The organism is Terrabacter koreensis (assembly GCF_054783315.1).
This window is the reverse complement of the sequence record NZ_BAAGQU010000007.1, coordinates 40,894-54,639: the sequence shown is the minus strand read 5'-3', so window position 1 is coordinate 54,639 and position 13,746 is coordinate 40,894. Positions and strand designations below refer to the sequence as shown.

The 13,746-nt window shown below is 71.9% G+C and carries 10 protein-coding genes and 1 tRNA gene; 9 read left to right on the top strand and 2 right to left on the bottom strand.

Features of this window, described 5'->3' with window-relative positions:
- Positions 1 to 51: 51 nt before the first annotated feature.
- The 3 genes from ACYVNR_RS17160 (at position 52) to ACYVNR_RS17150 (ending at position 3,041) form a co-directional block, all read left to right on the top strand.
- Positions 52 to 130, top strand: a tRNA-Gln gene (locus ACYVNR_RS17160).
- Positions 131 to 378: 248 nt separating this feature from the next.
- The gene (gene glmU, locus ACYVNR_RS17155; RefSeq protein ID WP_461049631.1) at positions 379 to 2,064 is read left to right on the top strand and encodes a bifunctional UDP-N-acetylglucosamine diphosphorylase/glucosamine-1-phosphate N-acetyltransferase GlmU; all 1,686 of its coding nucleotides are present in this window, start codon (positions 379 to 381) and stop codon (positions 2,062 to 2,064) included.
- Positions 2,061 to 3,041 carry a ribose-phosphate diphosphokinase gene (locus ACYVNR_RS17150; protein ID WP_045191535.1) on the top strand — a complete coding sequence of 327 codons (981 nt, stop codon included), beginning with the start codon at positions 2,061 to 2,063 and terminating at the stop codon, positions 3,039 to 3,041. Before glmU ends, ACYVNR_RS17150 begins: the two co-directional genes overlap by 4 nt.
- 98 nt (positions 3,042 to 3,139) lie before the next feature.
- Here the strand turns inward: ACYVNR_RS17150 and ACYVNR_RS17145 are convergent, their stop codons facing one another.
- A complete protein-coding gene (locus tag ACYVNR_RS17145) occupies positions 3,140 to 3,700 on the bottom strand; it encodes a CGNR zinc finger domain-containing protein (RefSeq protein ID WP_461049629.1) in 561 nt (186 codons plus the stop codon).
- A 111-nt stretch (positions 3,701 to 3,811) separates the two neighbouring features.
- Here ACYVNR_RS17145 and ACYVNR_RS17140 point away from each other — a divergent pair, with 111 nt between their 5' ends.
- The 6 genes from ACYVNR_RS17140 to ACYVNR_RS17115 all read left to right on the top strand — a co-directional run bounded on the left by ACYVNR_RS17140 (position 3,812) and on the right by ACYVNR_RS17115 (position 11,946).
- Complete coding sequence (locus tag ACYVNR_RS17140) at positions 3,812 to 4,801, top strand: EamA family transporter (protein WP_461049627.1); 990 nt, start codon at positions 3,812 to 3,814, stop codon at positions 4,799 to 4,801.
- 380 nt (positions 4,802 to 5,181) lie between these two features.
- On the top strand, positions 5,182 to 5,877 hold the full coding sequence (locus ACYVNR_RS17135) for a 50S ribosomal protein L25/general stress protein Ctc (protein ID WP_045191538.1): 696 nt from the start codon (positions 5,182 to 5,184) through the stop codon (positions 5,875 to 5,877).
- Positions 5,878 to 6,020: 143 nt separating this feature from the next.
- Positions 6,021 to 6,611 carry an aminoacyl-tRNA hydrolase gene (gene pth / locus ACYVNR_RS17130; RefSeq protein ID WP_045191540.1) on the top strand — a complete coding sequence of 197 codons (591 nt, stop codon included), beginning with the start codon at positions 6,021 to 6,023 and terminating at the stop codon, positions 6,609 to 6,611.
- Positions 6,612 to 6,689: 78 nt separating this feature from the next.
- Complete coding sequence (gene mfd / locus ACYVNR_RS17125) at positions 6,690 to 10,340, top strand: transcription-repair coupling factor (RefSeq protein WP_461049624.1); 3,651 nt, start codon at positions 6,690 to 6,692, stop codon at positions 10,338 to 10,340.
- A 33-nt stretch (positions 10,341 to 10,373) separates the two neighbouring features.
- The gene (locus ACYVNR_RS17120; RefSeq protein ID WP_082080971.1) at positions 10,374 to 10,946 is read left to right on the top strand and encodes a hypothetical protein; all 573 of its coding nucleotides are present in this window, start codon (positions 10,374 to 10,376) and stop codon (positions 10,944 to 10,946) included.
- Positions 10,947 to 10,968: 22 nt separating this feature from the next.
- Positions 10,969 to 11,946 (top strand): nucleoside triphosphate pyrophosphohydrolase, encoded by a 978-nt coding sequence (locus ACYVNR_RS17115; RefSeq protein ID WP_461049622.1) that lies wholly within the window; start codon positions 10,969 to 10,971, stop codon positions 11,944 to 11,946.
- 98 nt (positions 11,947 to 12,044) lie between these two features.
- Here the strand turns inward: ACYVNR_RS17115 and ACYVNR_RS17110 are convergent, their stop codons facing one another.
- On the bottom strand, positions 12,045 to 13,409 hold the full coding sequence (locus ACYVNR_RS17110; RefSeq protein ID WP_461049620.1) for a sugar transferase: 1,365 nt from the start codon (positions 13,407 to 13,409) through the stop codon (positions 12,045 to 12,047).
- Positions 13,410 to 13,746: the final 337 nt, after the last annotated feature.

The following is a 13,746-nucleotide window of genomic DNA, read 5'->3' as shown; positions in this document are numbered from 1 at the left end:
GTCATCGCCGGACCCGGTGCTGCACTAGCCTGTGCACGTCCGCGAGGACGTTCCCCGGTTGGTCTGCCGGCAGGGCCCGCCTGACTTTGAATCAGGACAAGCGACGCAGGTTCGACTCCTGCCCGGGGAGCAGCGACATGGCGAGCGCAGCGAGCGTGGTCGCGCTTCCCGTCAGGAGTCGGGAGGAGCGAGGCACGAGCGACGGTGCCCTGCCCGGGGAGCAGCGACACGACGAGCAGAAGGCGTGCGCTCGTGGTGAGCGGGGTCACGGCGCGCGCACGGGCGCGCGGCACGGCGCTGGCCCGCGAGTAGCATGGCGGGCGGCGCACCCAGGTCGTTCACGGCTGGGGTCGTCCGCGCCCGAGTGCACGCCGATCCATGAAGGAGCTGCGCCCTGTGAGCGATCTACGGCCGACCGCCGTGATCGTCCTCGCCGCCGGTGAGGGCACACGCATGAAGTCCACGACCCCGAAGGTCCTCCACTCGATCGGGGGCCGCACTCTCGTGGCTCACGCGATCCGGGCGGCGCGGGGCACCAGCCCCCACCACCTCGCTGTCGTGGTGCGCCACGAGCGCGACCGGGTCGCCGAGCACGTGGCCCAGGTCGACCCCGACGCGGTGGTCGCCGACCAGGACGACGTCAAGGGCACGGGTCGCGCCGTCGAGTGCGCCCTCGAGGCCCTGCCGGCCGACCTGTCCGGCACGGTGGTCGTCACCTACGGCGACGTGCCGCTGCTGACGAGCGAGACGCTCGAGGGCCTGGTCGCTGCCCACCACGCGTCGGGCAGCGCCGTCACCGTCATCACCGCCACGCTCGACGACCCGACCGGCTACGGCCGCGTGCTGCGCGACGACGCCGGCGACGTCGCCGCCATCGTCGAGCAGAAGGACGCCGACGAGGAGCAGCGGGCCATCCGCGAGGTCAACAGCGGCCTGTACGCGTTCGACGTCGCGGTGCTGCGCGAGGCGCTCGCCGAGGTCGGCACCGACAACGCGCAGGGCGAGAAGTACCTCACCGACGTCATCGCGATCGCCCGTGGCCGAGGCCTCACCGTGCGCGCCCACCTCGTCGCCGACCTGTGGCAGACCGAGGGCGTCAACGACAAGGTGCAGCTCGCCCGTCTCGGCGCCGAGCTCAACCGGCGCACCGTCGAGCAGGCGATGCGTGACGGCGCCATCGTCGTCGACCCGGCCACGACGTGGATCGACGCCGACGTGACCATCGGTCCCGACACCGTCGTGCGGCCGGGCACGCAGATCCACGGCGCCAGCACCATCGGGCGCGACTGCGTCATCGGCCCCGACACGACGCTCACCGACGTCGAGGTCGGCGACGGCGCCAGCGTCGTGCGCACGCAGGCCGAGCTCGCCGAGATCGGTCCCGGGGCGACGGTGGGGCCCTTCTCCTACCTGCGCCCGGGCACCCGTCTCGGCGCCAAGGGCAAGATCGGCGGCTTCGTCGAGACGAAGAACGCGGTGATCGGTGACGGCGCCAAGGTGCCGCACCTGACCTACTGCGGCGACGCGACCATCGGCGAGGGCGCCAACATCGGCGCCGGCACGATCTTCGCCAACTACGACGGCGTCACCAAGGGCCACACGACCGTGGGCGCCCACAGCTTCGTCGGCAGCAACTCGGTCGTGGTGGCCCCGCGCTCCATCGGCGACGGCGCCTACGTCGCGGCCGGGTCGGCGGTCGTGAGCGACGTCGCCCCCGGCCAGCTCGCCGTGACCCGTGCCCAGCAGCGCAACATCGACGGCTGGGTCGCGCGCCGGCGCGCCGGGACGAAGACCGACGAGGCGGCCCAGGCCGCGCGCGCGGGGGAGTCGCAGGTCGGGGACGCCCCCGCCGTCGACCCGCAGTCCGTCGCGCGTGCCCGTGCCCGGGCCGAGGCGCGCGCCGACGCCGAGGCGGCGGCCGAGGTGGAGGCGGCGCTCGCCAGCGAGCCCGGCGCAGTCTCCCCGAACAACCGCCTCTCGCAGACCGACACCGACAGCGACACCGACAACGCCACCGACGCCCCGACCGACAGCCCCAGCGAGACGAAGGACGCCCAGCGATGAGCGGCATCAACAAGACGACGGAGAAGCACCTGATGGTCTTCTCCGGCCGGGCCCACCCGATGCTCGCGCAGGAGGTCGCGAAAGAGCTCGGCACCGAGCTCGTGCCGACCTCTGCCTACGACTTCGCCAACGGCGAGATCTACGTGCGCTACGAGGAGTCGGTGCGCGGCTCCGACGCCTTCGTGATCCAGAGCCACACAGCTCCGATCAACGAGTGGATCATGGAGCAGCTCATCATGATCGACGCCCTCAAGCGGGCGTCGGCCAAGCGCATCACGGTCGTGCTTCCCTTCTACGGCTATGCGCGCCAAGACAAGAAGCACCGTGGACGCGAGCCGATCTCGGCGCGCCTCATGGCCGACCTCTTCAAGACCGCGGGCGCCGACCGCCTCATGGCGATCGACCTGCACACCGCCCAGATCCAGGGCTTCTTCGACGGGCCGGTCGACCACCTGATGGCGATGCCGATCCTCGCGGACTACGTCGGCAAGAAGTACGGCCACCTCGACCTCGCCGTCGTCTCACCCGACGCGGGCCGCATCAAGGTGGCCGAGGACTGGAGCTCGCGGCTCGGCGGCGCCCCGCTGGCCTTCATCCACAAGACCCGCGACATCAACCGGCCCAACGAGGTCGTCGCCAACCGGGTCGTCGGCGAGATCAAGGGCCGCGTCTGCGTGCTCGTCGACGACATGATCGACACCGCGGGCACGATCACCAAGGCCGCCGACGCCCTCATGGACCAGGGCGCTGCCAGCGTCATCATCGCCGCGACGCACGCGATCCTCTCCGGCCCGGCCGTCGACCGCCTCAAGGCCTGCAAGGTCGAGGAGGTCATCGTCACCAACACCTTGCCGATCCCCGACGACCGCCGCTTCGACAAGCTCGAGGTCCTCTCGATCGCACCCCTCGTGTCGATGGCCATCAAGGAGGTCTTCGAGGACGGCTCGGTCACGAGCCTCTTCGACGGCAAGGCCTGAGCCGCCGAGCCGCACCAGCCACGCACCGAGGCCGTATGCCGCCGGGACCCACCCGACGGCATACGGCCTCTGTCTGTGGTCGGCTCGCGGTCGGGGGCTCAGGCGCGCGCGGCCTGCCGGGCGCGGTAGGCCGCGGTGTGCGCCCGAGCGGCGCAGCCGCCCTCGCAGTAGCGGCGGGACCGGTTCTTCGACAGGTCGACGACGACGTCGTCGCAGTCCGCGGCCTCGCAGACCCGCAGCCGGGCCAGCTCGCCGGCGCGCACGACGTCGATGACGGCGATGGCGGCCTCGACCGCCATGCGCTGGGGCAGGGGGGCGTCGGGCGGGGTGGCGTGGACGTGCCAGCCGACGCCGTCGTGGTCGACGAGCTGCGGGGTGGCCCTCGCCTCGGCCAGCAGGTCGTTGACGAGGGTGACGACGCCTGCCTCGTCGAGCTCCCAGAAGCCGCGCAGGCGGGGGCGCAGCTCGCGCACGGCCTGCAGCTCCGCCTCGTCCCGGTCGAAGCGGCCGGTCCAGCCGTGCTCGGCGTAGAGGGAGTCGAGCTCGTCGAGGGTGGTCAGGGCGTCCGGGGCGCGGTCACCGGGCAGGACCCCGGGCATGGTGTTGACGAGCGCCGCGGCGGCGGCCAGGGCCACGTCCGTGTCATGGGTGAAAAGCATGTTGACTCCTGATATGAGGCGTCGTTACTGTCATGAGTGTAAATCTTTTAGGTGCTGACATCGCAGCGGACCCGGCGGGTCGCGCGGGTCGGCGGAGGTAGCGAGGGTGCCATGACCGAACGCGTTGTCGTCACCGGCCCGGTCGTCGGAGAGTCGGCGAGGGTCGACGAGGTCGGGACGCCCGAGGCAGGTCGCTCCCGCCACCCGCTGCTCGGGCTCGGTGTCGCCCTCGTCTCCGCGGCGGCCTTCGCGACCTCGGGGGCCTTCGGCAAGTCCCTGCTCGTCGGCGGCTGGTCGCCCGGCGCGGTCGTGACGATGCGCATCACCCTCGCCGCGCTCGTGCTGCTCGGCCCCGCTCTCTGGTCGCTGCGCGGCCGCTGGCCGGCACTGCGGCGCAACGCGTGGGTCGTCGTCGGCTACGGCCTGACCGGTGTGGCCGGCTGCCAGCTCGCCTACTTCAACGCCGTGACCCACCTGTCCGTCGGGGTGGCCCTGCTCCTCGAGTACCTCGCGCCCGTGCTCATCGTCGGCTGGCTCTGGCTGCGCCACCGGCAGGCCCCGCGCCGCCTGACGCTCGTCGGGGTCGCGCTCGCCGTCGCCGGCCTGCTGCTCGTCCTCGACGTCGTGGGCGGCGCGAGCATCAGCCTCGTCGGAGTCCTCTGGGGGCTCGGCGCCGCCGTCTGCCTCGTGCTCTACTTCCTGCTCGCCGACCACGTCGACGACGACGTGCCGCCGCTCGCGCTCGCCGGCGGCGGCCTCGCCGTCGGGGCGGCCTCGCTCTGGGCCGCCGCCTTGACGGGGGCCCTCGACATGACCCGGGGCGCGGCGCACGTGCCCCTCGGCGGTGTCGTCGTCCCGTGGTGGGTGCCCGTGCTCGTCATCGCACTCGTCGCGGCCGCGTTCGCCTACGTCACCGGCATCGCCGCCGTGCGGATGCTCGGAGCCAAGGTGGCCTCGTTCGTCGCCCTCACCGAGGTGCTCTTCGCCGTGCTCTTCGCCTGGCTCGTGCTCGCCGAGCTGCCGACGCCCGTGCAGCTGCTGGGCGGGGCGCTCATCGTGGCCGGCCTGGCCGCGGTGCGCTCCGACGAGGCCCGTTCCTGACCCGTCTGCCCCACTCATCCCCTCTCCCGCAACACACCCGGTAGTGGTCAGGTCGGGTCGGTTGCAACCATGCTCGACGGACCGCTTCCGGGTGTGTTGCGGGCTGGGGCTCGATTTCGCCGGCAGGCGGTCCGTCCCGTAAGATGGAGCAGTTGCCTCGGCGAGGGACGGTGCACGACTGCCACGGCAGGACGTGACGAGGTCCGTGATCGACGCGGTGGCCTGACTCGTGGACGCGCCTAGGAGCGTGCCGCGGAGCGGGTTCGCCTCTGCGTGCGGACCGCGTCGGCCATCCGCTGCGAACTGCCGATCATCGCGCGTCGTCCCGCGTCGAGGCCGCCACCGACCGCCTCATCCCACGAGACCTCCAGGAGTCACCCGTGTCCGACAACACCAAGCTCGTCGCCGAGAAGCGCACCGACTTCGGCAAGGGCGCCGCCCGCAAGATCCGCCGCGCCGGCAACATCCCCGCCGTCATGTACGGCCACGGCACCGAGCCCGTGCACATCTCGCTCCCCGGCCACGACACGATGATGGCGCTCAAGCAGGCCAACGCCCTGCTGACGATCGTCATCGACGGCAAGGAGCAGCTGGCCCTCGCCAAGGACGTCCAGCGCGACGCCATCAAGCCGGTCATCGACCACGTCGACCTCGTCGTCGTCCGCAAGGGCGAGAAGGTCACCGTCGACGTCTCCGTCCACCTCGAGGGCGAGGCCGCTCCCGAGACCGTCGTGACGCTCGACCACAACACGCTCCAGATCGAGGCCCTCGCCACGAACATCCCCGAGAACGTCGTCGTCTCGGTCGAGGGGCTCGAGGCCGGCACCCAGATCCTCGCCGGCGCCGTCGAGCTGCCCGAGGGCGCCACGCTGGTGACCGACGCCGAGGCCCTCGTCGTCAACGTCACGCAGGCCATCTCCGCCGAGGCCCTCGAGGCCGAGCTCGCCGAGGCCGAGGCCGAGGCCGGCATCGAGCGCGAGGAGCACGACGAGGCTGCCGAGGGCGAGGCCGCCGAGGGCGCCGAGGGCGAGGCCGCCGAGGGCGCCGAGGCCAAGGCCGAGGGCGACGAGGCCTGAGCCACAGCCACATCCGTGGCGCGACGCCGTATGCCGCGCCACCCCTTGCGTCCACGGGTCCCGTCCGAGCGTCTGCTCGGCGGGGCCCGTGCGCGCGCCAGCTCCCGTAGCGCGACCCCCAGCGCCGACCACCGGAGGACCGCATGGACACCTGGCTCGTGATCGGGCTCGGCAACCCCGGGCCCGGCTACGCCGGCAACCGCCACAACGTCGGGGCGATGGCCCTCGAGGAGCTCGCGGGCCGCGCCGTCGGTGGCCGCGCCGCCTTCAAGGCGCACAAGGCCCGGGCGCGTGTCGCCGAGATGCGCCTCAAGGTCGGCGGCCCCAAGGTCGTGCTGGCCACCCCGTCGAGCTACATGAACGAGTCCGGTGGTGCCGTGGCCGGGCTGATGAAGTACTACGACGTGCCCGTCGAGCGCGTGGTCGTGATCCACGACGAGCTCGACATCGACGCCGGCCTCGTGCGCCTCAAGCAGGGCGGGGGAGAGGGCGGTCACAACGGCCTGCGCTCGGTGTCGAAGTCGCTCGGCTCCAAGGACTACCTGCGCGTGCGCCTCGGCATCGGCCGGCCGCCGGGACGCCAGGACCCCGCCGACTTCGTGCTCAAGGACTTCAGCAAGGCCGAGCGCACGGACGTGCTGCCGTTCCTGCTCGACGAGGGCGCCGACGCCGTCGAGGCCCTCATCGAGGTCGGCCTGCTCGAGGCCCAGCAGCGCTTCCACGCGCCGCGCTGAGCACGCGCGACCACCTGGCCGTGCGGCCGTCGACCGGCGCCGCGACTGTCGCCGCCCCGACCTAGACTGGAGGACCTGATGCCGCACCCAATGCTGTCCGCCTTCAGGGCGCTCCCCGATGTCCGCCACGTCCTCGACCAGGTGGGTCGCACCCGGCTCGTCGACGTCTCCGCCAGCGACGGTTCGCGCCCCTTCCTCGTGGCCGCCCTCGCCCGGCAGGCCGAGAGCCTCGCCTCGGGACCGGCCGACGCCGCGCCCCTCGTCGTCGTCACTGCGACGACCCGTGAGGCCGAGGACCTCGAGACCGCTCTCGGGCTCTTCCTGCCGAGCGAGCGCATCGCCGTCTTCCCGTCGTGGGAGACCCTGCCCCACGAGCGACTCTCGCCGCGCAGCGACACCGTCGGCCGGCGCCTCGCCGTGCTGCGACGGCTCGCCCACCCCGACCCCGACGACACGGCATACGGCCCCCTGTCGGTCGTCGTGGCGCCGGTGCGCGCCCTCCTGCAGCCCCTGACCAAGGGGCTCGGCGACCTCGTGCCCGTCGCGCTGCGCGCGGGCGACGAGCGGCCCCTCGAGGACGTCGTCGACGCCCTCGTCGCCGCCGCCTACACCCGCACCGACCTCGTCGAGCGGCGCGGCGAGTTCGCCGTGCGCGGCGGCATCCTCGACGTGTTCCCGCCCACCGAGGAGCACCCGGTCCGCATCGAGTTCTGGGGCGACACCGTCGAGGAGGTGCGCTGGTTCAAGGTCGCCGACCAGCGCTCCCTCGAGATCGCCGACCACGGCCTGTGGGCCCCGCCGTGCCGAGAGCTGCTCCTCACCGACCAGGTGCGCGCGCGGGCACGCGCTCTCGCCGACCAGCTGCCGGGCGTCTCCGAGATGCTCTCCAAGGTCGCCGAGGGCATCGCCGTCGAGGGCATGGAGTCCCTCGCACCCGCCCTCGTCGACGGCATGGAGTCGGTGCTCGACGTCCTGCCCGAGCGCGCGGTCGTGCTCGTTTCCGACCCCGAGCGGGTGCGCCGCCGCGCGCACGACCTCGTCGCCACCAGCGCCGAGTTCCTCGAGGCCAGCTGGGCCAACGCGGCGGCCGGCAACGAGGTGCCCGTCGACCTCCAGTCGCTCCTCGGCAGCGCCTCCTACTGGTCCATCGCCGAGGTGCGGGCGCACGCCGAGGCCACCGGTCGGGCCTGGTGGACCCTGACACCCTTCGTGGCCGACGCCGACCTCGTCATCGAGGACGACGACGTCGACGAGCGCGTCGCCGTGCGCACCACCGACCCCGAGCCCTTCCGGGGCGACACGGAGCGCACCGTCGAGCACCTGCGCGAGCGGGTGCGCGAGGGCTGGGCCGTCGCCGTCGTCACCGAGGGCCCCGGCCTCGCCAAGCGCGTCGCCGAGGTCCTGCGCGAGAACGAGGTCGCGGTCCAGGCCCTCGACACGTCGCGCGACGACACCCTCACCGCCGGCACCGTCCACGTCACCACGGCGCCGCTGGTGCGTGGCTTCGTCCACGAGGCCGGTCGCATCGAGGTGCTCACCGAGACCGACCTCACCGGCCAGCCCGGCAGCGGCACGTCCACCAAGGACATGCGGCGTATGCCGTCGCGCCGGCGCAACCAGGTCGACCCCCTCCAGCTCCGGCCCGGCGACCACGTCGTCCACGAGCAGCACGGTGTCGGCCGGTTCGTCGAGATGATGCAGCGCACCGTCGCCGGCGCGACGCGCGAGTACCTCGTCATCGAGTACGCCGCGAGCAAGCGCGGCCAGCCCGGCGACCGCCTCTTCGTCCCCACCGACCAGCTCGACCAGGTCACCAAGTACGTCGGCGGCGAGGAGCCCACGCTCAACAAGATGGGCGGGTCCGACTGGTCCAAGACGAAGTCGCGGGCCAAGCGCTACGTCAAGCAGATCGCGGCCGACCTCATCCGCCTCTACAGCGCGCGCCAGGCCACCAAGGGCCATGCCTTCGCCCCCGACACCCCGTGGCAGCGCGAGCTCGAGGACGCCTTCTCCTTCGTCGAGACGCCCGACCAGCTCGTCAGCATCGACGAGGTCAAGGCCGACATGGAGAAGCAGGTCCCGATGGACCGCCTCATCTGCGGCGACGTCGGCTACGGCAAGACCGAGATCGCGGTTCGTGCGGCGTTCAAGGCCATCCAGGACGGCAAGCAGGTCGCGGTGCTCGTGCCGACGACGCTGCTCGTGAGCCAGCACCAGCAGACCTTCTCGGAGCGCTACGCACAGTTCCCCGTCAAGGTTGCCTCGCTCTCTCGCTTCCAGAGCGACAAGGAGGCCAAGGAGGTCATGGAGGGCATGGCCGACGGCACCCTCGACCTCGTCATCGGCACCCACCGCCTGCTCGCCAAGGACGTGAAGTTCAAGGACCTCGGACTCGTCATCATCGACGAGGAGCAGCGCTTCGGCGTCGAGCACAAGGAGCTGCTCAAGACGATGCGCACCGCCGTCGACGTGCTGTCGATGTCGGCCACCCCGATCCCGCGCACGCTCGAGATGGCCGTCACCGGCATCCGTGAGATGTCGACGCTGGCGACGCCGCCCGAGGAGCGCCACCCGGTGCTCACCTTCGTCGGCGCTTACGACGAGAAGCAGATCACTGCCGCGATCCGCCGCGAGCTGCTGCGCGAGGGCCAGGTCTTCTTCGTGCACAACAAGGTCAGCTCGATCGAGAAGGCGGCGAGCCGCCTGCGCGAGCTCGTGCCCGAGGCTCGCATCGCCACGGCCCACGGCCAGATGGGCGAGCACCGGCTCGAGCAGGTCGTCGAGGACTTCTGGGAGAAGCGCTTCGACGTGCTCGTCTGCACGACCATCGTCGAGACCGGCCTCGACATCTCCAACGCCAACACCCTCATCGTCGAGCGGTCCGACATGCTCGGCCTCAGCCAGCTGCACCAGCTGCGCGGACGCGTCGGGCGCGGGCGTGAGCGGGCCTATGCCTACTTCCTCTACCCGCCCGAGAAGCCGATGACCGAGACGGCGCACGACCGCCTGCGCACCATCGCGAGCAACACCGACCTCGGGTCCGGCATGGCGGTCGCGATGAAGGACCTCGAGATCCGCGGCGCCGGCAACCTGCTCGGCGGCGAACAGTCCGGACACATCCAGGGCGTCGGCTTCGACCTCTACGTGCGGCTCATCGGTGAGGCCGTCGCCGACTTCCGCGGCGACGCCGTCGACGTGCCGGCCGAGATCAAGATCGAGCTGCCCGTCGACGCGCACCTGCCACACGACTACGTGCCGGGGGAGCGGCTGCGCCTCGAGGCGTACAAGAAGCTCGCCACCGTCGAGACCTTCGAGGCCGTCGACGAGATCGCGGCCGAGCTGCGCGACCGCTACGGCGCCCCGCCCAAGCCCGTCGAGAACCTCCTCGAGGTGGCCCGTCTGCGCGTGGTGGCCCGCCAGGCCCGCATCGGCGACATCGGCGTGCAGGGCAAGGTCGTGCGGTTCGGCCCGGTCAAGGAGCTGCGAGAAAGCCAGCAGCTGCGGCTCAGGCGCCTCTACCCGGGCACCATCGTCAAGGAGGCGCTGGGCACGATCCTCGTGCCGGCCCCGATGACGGCCCGCGTCGGTGGCAAGCCGCTGCGCGACGTCGAGGTGCTGACCTGGGCCCGCCAGCTCATCTCCGCCGTGCTGCTCGACGACATCGCCTCCGCCGGCGCGGCGGCCACCGCTTCGTCGGGGTCGGCGAGATCCGCCGTGGGCGCCCCGTAGGATGTCAGACGCATCCGCCAGAGGAGGAAATCAGTGAAGGCTTGGTCTGCCCGTCCCACCAGGCGCGTCGCCGTCGTCGGCATCGCCGCCCTCGGTGCCGTGTCGCTGCTCGGCGGGTGCGGCTTCGAGACCCGCCAGCAGGCCGCCGCCGTCGTCAACGGCGAGGTCATCCACGAGTCCGACGTGCGCGAGACGTTCGACCAGCTCAAGGCCGCCAAGCTCGACTTCGCCGAGAACATCGTCGTCACGGCCCTCGTCGCCGCGCCGCTGCTCAAGAGCGCCGTCGCGAAGTCGGGCAGCTGGAAGCCCGACGAGACCTACGCCTCGGTCATCGCCTCGATCCCCGGCGCCACCGACACGACGAAGGAGTTCGTCGAGGCGGTCGCCCTCATCCAGTCGCAGAAGATGACGCCCGCCGACGTCGCCGCCTACCGCGCCGACCTCAAGCGAGCCGACATCTCCGTCAACCCGAAGTACGGCTCGGTCGTGCAGTCCGACCAGGGTCCGGTCTACTTCACCATCGGCCAGACGACGCCGAACTGGCTCAAGCCCGACTCCAACCCGGCGCCGCCCGGGGGCGGTGCCACGGGCACCCCGGGCCAGTAGCCGCTCGCACCTTCCCGTCGCCGTGCCCGGTCGCCTCGTCCTGCTCGTCACCACACCCCGCATCGCGCCGGGGCTCCTGACGCGCGAGGCGTGGACGATCCTCGGGCAGGCGTATGCCGTCTGGGGCCGTCCCGACGAGCCCCAGGTCGCGGCGGTCGTCGAGGCCGGGGTCGAGGTGCGCGAGCGCGAGGAGGGCCATCCCGCCGAGCTCGCGCGCGACCTCGTCGCCGCGGCCGAGGAGGGCGACGTCGTCTGGGTGGGCTCGTCCGACGGCGACCCCGGACTCAGCGACGCCGTCGCCGTCGAGGTGACCCGGCTTCCCGAGCCGCCCGACGTCGAGCTGCTCATCGGCTCCTTCGACGTGCCGGGCGCGCGCCTGCTCGACGTCGTCGCCGTCATGGACCGGCTGCGCTCGCCGGGCGGCTGCCCGTGGGACGCCGAGCAGACCCACGCCTCCCTCGTGCCCTACCTGCTCGAGGAGGCGCACGAGGCCATCGAGGCCATCGAGAGCGGCGACCCGGCCCACATGCAGGAGGAGCTCGGTGACCTGCTGCTGCAGGTCGCGTTCCAGTCCCGCGTCGCCGAGGAGCACCCGAGCGAGCCGTTCGGCATCGACGACGTCGCGGGCGGTCTCGTCGACAAGCTCGTGCGCCGCCACCCCCACGTCTTCGCCGACGTCGAGGCCGACACCGCCGACGCCGTGGCCACCAACTGGGAGTCGATCAAGGCCGAGGAGAAGCAGCACCGCACGCACCCTGTGGAGGGCGTGCCGCACTCGCTGCCGGCGCTGGCGCGCGCCGAGAAGTACGTCTCACGCCTGCACAAGGCCGGTCGCGACGACCTCGTCGACGCCGCCGTCGAGACGAGTGGCCTCGGATCCGAGCTGCTCGCCCTCGTCCGCCGGGCCCGCGCCGAGGGCGTCGACGCGGAGGCCGCCCTGCGCGAGACGCTGCGCGGCCTCGCTGCCGCGAGCGAGGCGGTCGGCGGCGACGTCGCCTGACGGCATACGCCCTCGGCACGAGCGGAAGTGACGGAAGGGGCCGCGTCGACCGGGTGAAGCGACGCGACCCCTTCCGGGTCTCGAGTGGTGCCGCGCCGTCAGTAGGCGCCGCGGGGCCTGACGACCGCGTGGACGGTCTTGGCCAGGATCGACAGGTCCTGCACGAGCGACCAGTTGTCGACGTAGTAGAGGTCGAGGCGCACGGTGTCCTCCCACGAGAGGTCGCTGCGCCCGGAGACCTGCCACAGGCCGGTCACACCCGGACGAACGTGCAGCCGTCGCTGGACGTCCGGCACGTAGCGGCGCACCTCGGCCGGCAGAGCAGGTCGGGGTCCCACGAGGCTCATGTCGCCGTTCACGACGTTGATCAGCTGGGGCAGCTCGTCGATGGACAGGCGGCGCATGAGGGCGCCCACCTTCGTCACGCGCGGGTCGCGGGCGATCTTGAAGAGCACGCCGTCGCTGTTCTGGTTGAGGTGCGTGATGCCGGGCAGCTGCGACTCCGCGTCGACGACCATGCTGCGGAACTTGAGGCACTCGAAGAGCACGCCGTCGCGCCCGACCCGGGTCTGCCGGAAGAGGACCGGCCCGCCGTCCTGGAGCTTGGTGGCGATGGCGAAGGCGAGCATGACGGGCGAGGCGAGCAGCAGCAGCGCCGTCGCGCCGAGCAGGTCGAACGCTCGCTTGAGGCCGCGGGAGGCGCCGAGGCTCTGCGGCTGGCCCACGTGGACGAGCGGCAGCCCGCCGACGGGACGCATCGCGATGCGGCCCGTCGAGATGTCGCTGAGGCTGGGGACGACCGCCATCTGCACGTGGTGGCCCTCGAGGTCCCAGGCGATGCGGCGGAAGTCGACGGCCGACGGGAAGGCGCCCTCGGTGAAGACGACCATGTCGGCCTTCTCGGCGAGCACCGACTCGGCGGTGTGGTTCGTCGTGCCGACGACGGGGACCCCACGTGGGGTGGCCCGCAGCGGCTGCGACGACGGGATGAGCGCGCCGACGATGCGGAAGCCCAGCCAGGCCTCGCGCTCGAGCACGGCGGCGACGTCGTCGACGTGGGCGACCGAGCCCGAGATGAGCACCCGGGTCAGCAGCCGGCCGCGGGCGTGCGCCCGGTGGACCAGGCGCCGTGCATACCAGCGCCAGAGCAGCACCGTGGGCACCCCGATCGCGAAGATCAGCACGAAGAAGCCTCGGGAGAGGTTGAACTTCGTGAGGTAGCTGAGGATGCCGATCGCGCCGGCGGTGAGACCCGCCGCGCTGCACACCCGGGCGTACTCGATGGTGCCGACGCCGAGGTGGCTGCTCGTGTAGGTGCCCGAGAGCAGGTTCGCGAGCATCCACGCGGCCACGATCCACAGACCGACCGACTGCGCCACCTGGTTGACGTCGTTGGCGACGTCGAAGACCTCGAGGCCGGTTCGGCCGATCGCGGCCAGCGCCGTCGCAGCGGTGATGATCACCAGATCGCCCCCCGCGATCCCCAGCTGCAGGAGACGCTGGCCGCGACTCCTCTCGCTCTGAGGTTGCGTCACCGGACGCGCACTCACATCGAGCAGAACTACCCCCGCTTCGCGCATGGGCTGACCCATGACAACACCCCACCCCCGGCACCCCTCGGTGCCCTAGCCACGTAGAGCTCCACCCCCCCGGATGGTTAGTTGGAGTATGCCTCGGTCTGGTCAGCGATTGGTAAGGAAAGAGTAAAAAACTTTGGACTGTCCGATGTGTGGCTTTCGTCCGCGGCCCCGAGCTGAATGACCGTCGTCCGGCGGTCTCGCGTGGCTACCCGCCCGTATG

What these genes read in the sequence shown, in the direction of transcription:
- glmU (WP_461049631.1), top strand. Translation starts at nt 379, where the DNA reads ATGAAGGAGCTGCGCCCTGTGAGCGATCTACGGCCGACCGCCGTGATC.
- ACYVNR_RS17150 (WP_045191535.1), top strand. Translation starts at nt 2,061, where the DNA reads ATGAGCGGCATCAACAAGACGACGGAGAAGCACCTGATGGTCTTCTCC.
- ACYVNR_RS17145 (WP_461049629.1), bottom strand. Translation starts at nt 3,700, where the DNA reads ATGCTTTTCACCCATGACACGGACGTGGCCCTGGCCGCCGCCGCGGCG.
- ACYVNR_RS17140 (WP_461049627.1), top strand. Translation starts at nt 3,812, where the DNA reads ATGACCGAACGCGTTGTCGTCACCGGCCCGGTCGTCGGAGAGTCGGCG.
- pth (WP_045191540.1), top strand. Translation starts at nt 6,021, where the DNA reads ATGGACACCTGGCTCGTGATCGGGCTCGGCAACCCCGGGCCCGGCTAC.
- mfd (WP_461049624.1), top strand. Translation starts at nt 6,690, where the DNA reads ATGCCGCACCCAATGCTGTCCGCCTTCAGGGCGCTCCCCGATGTCCGC.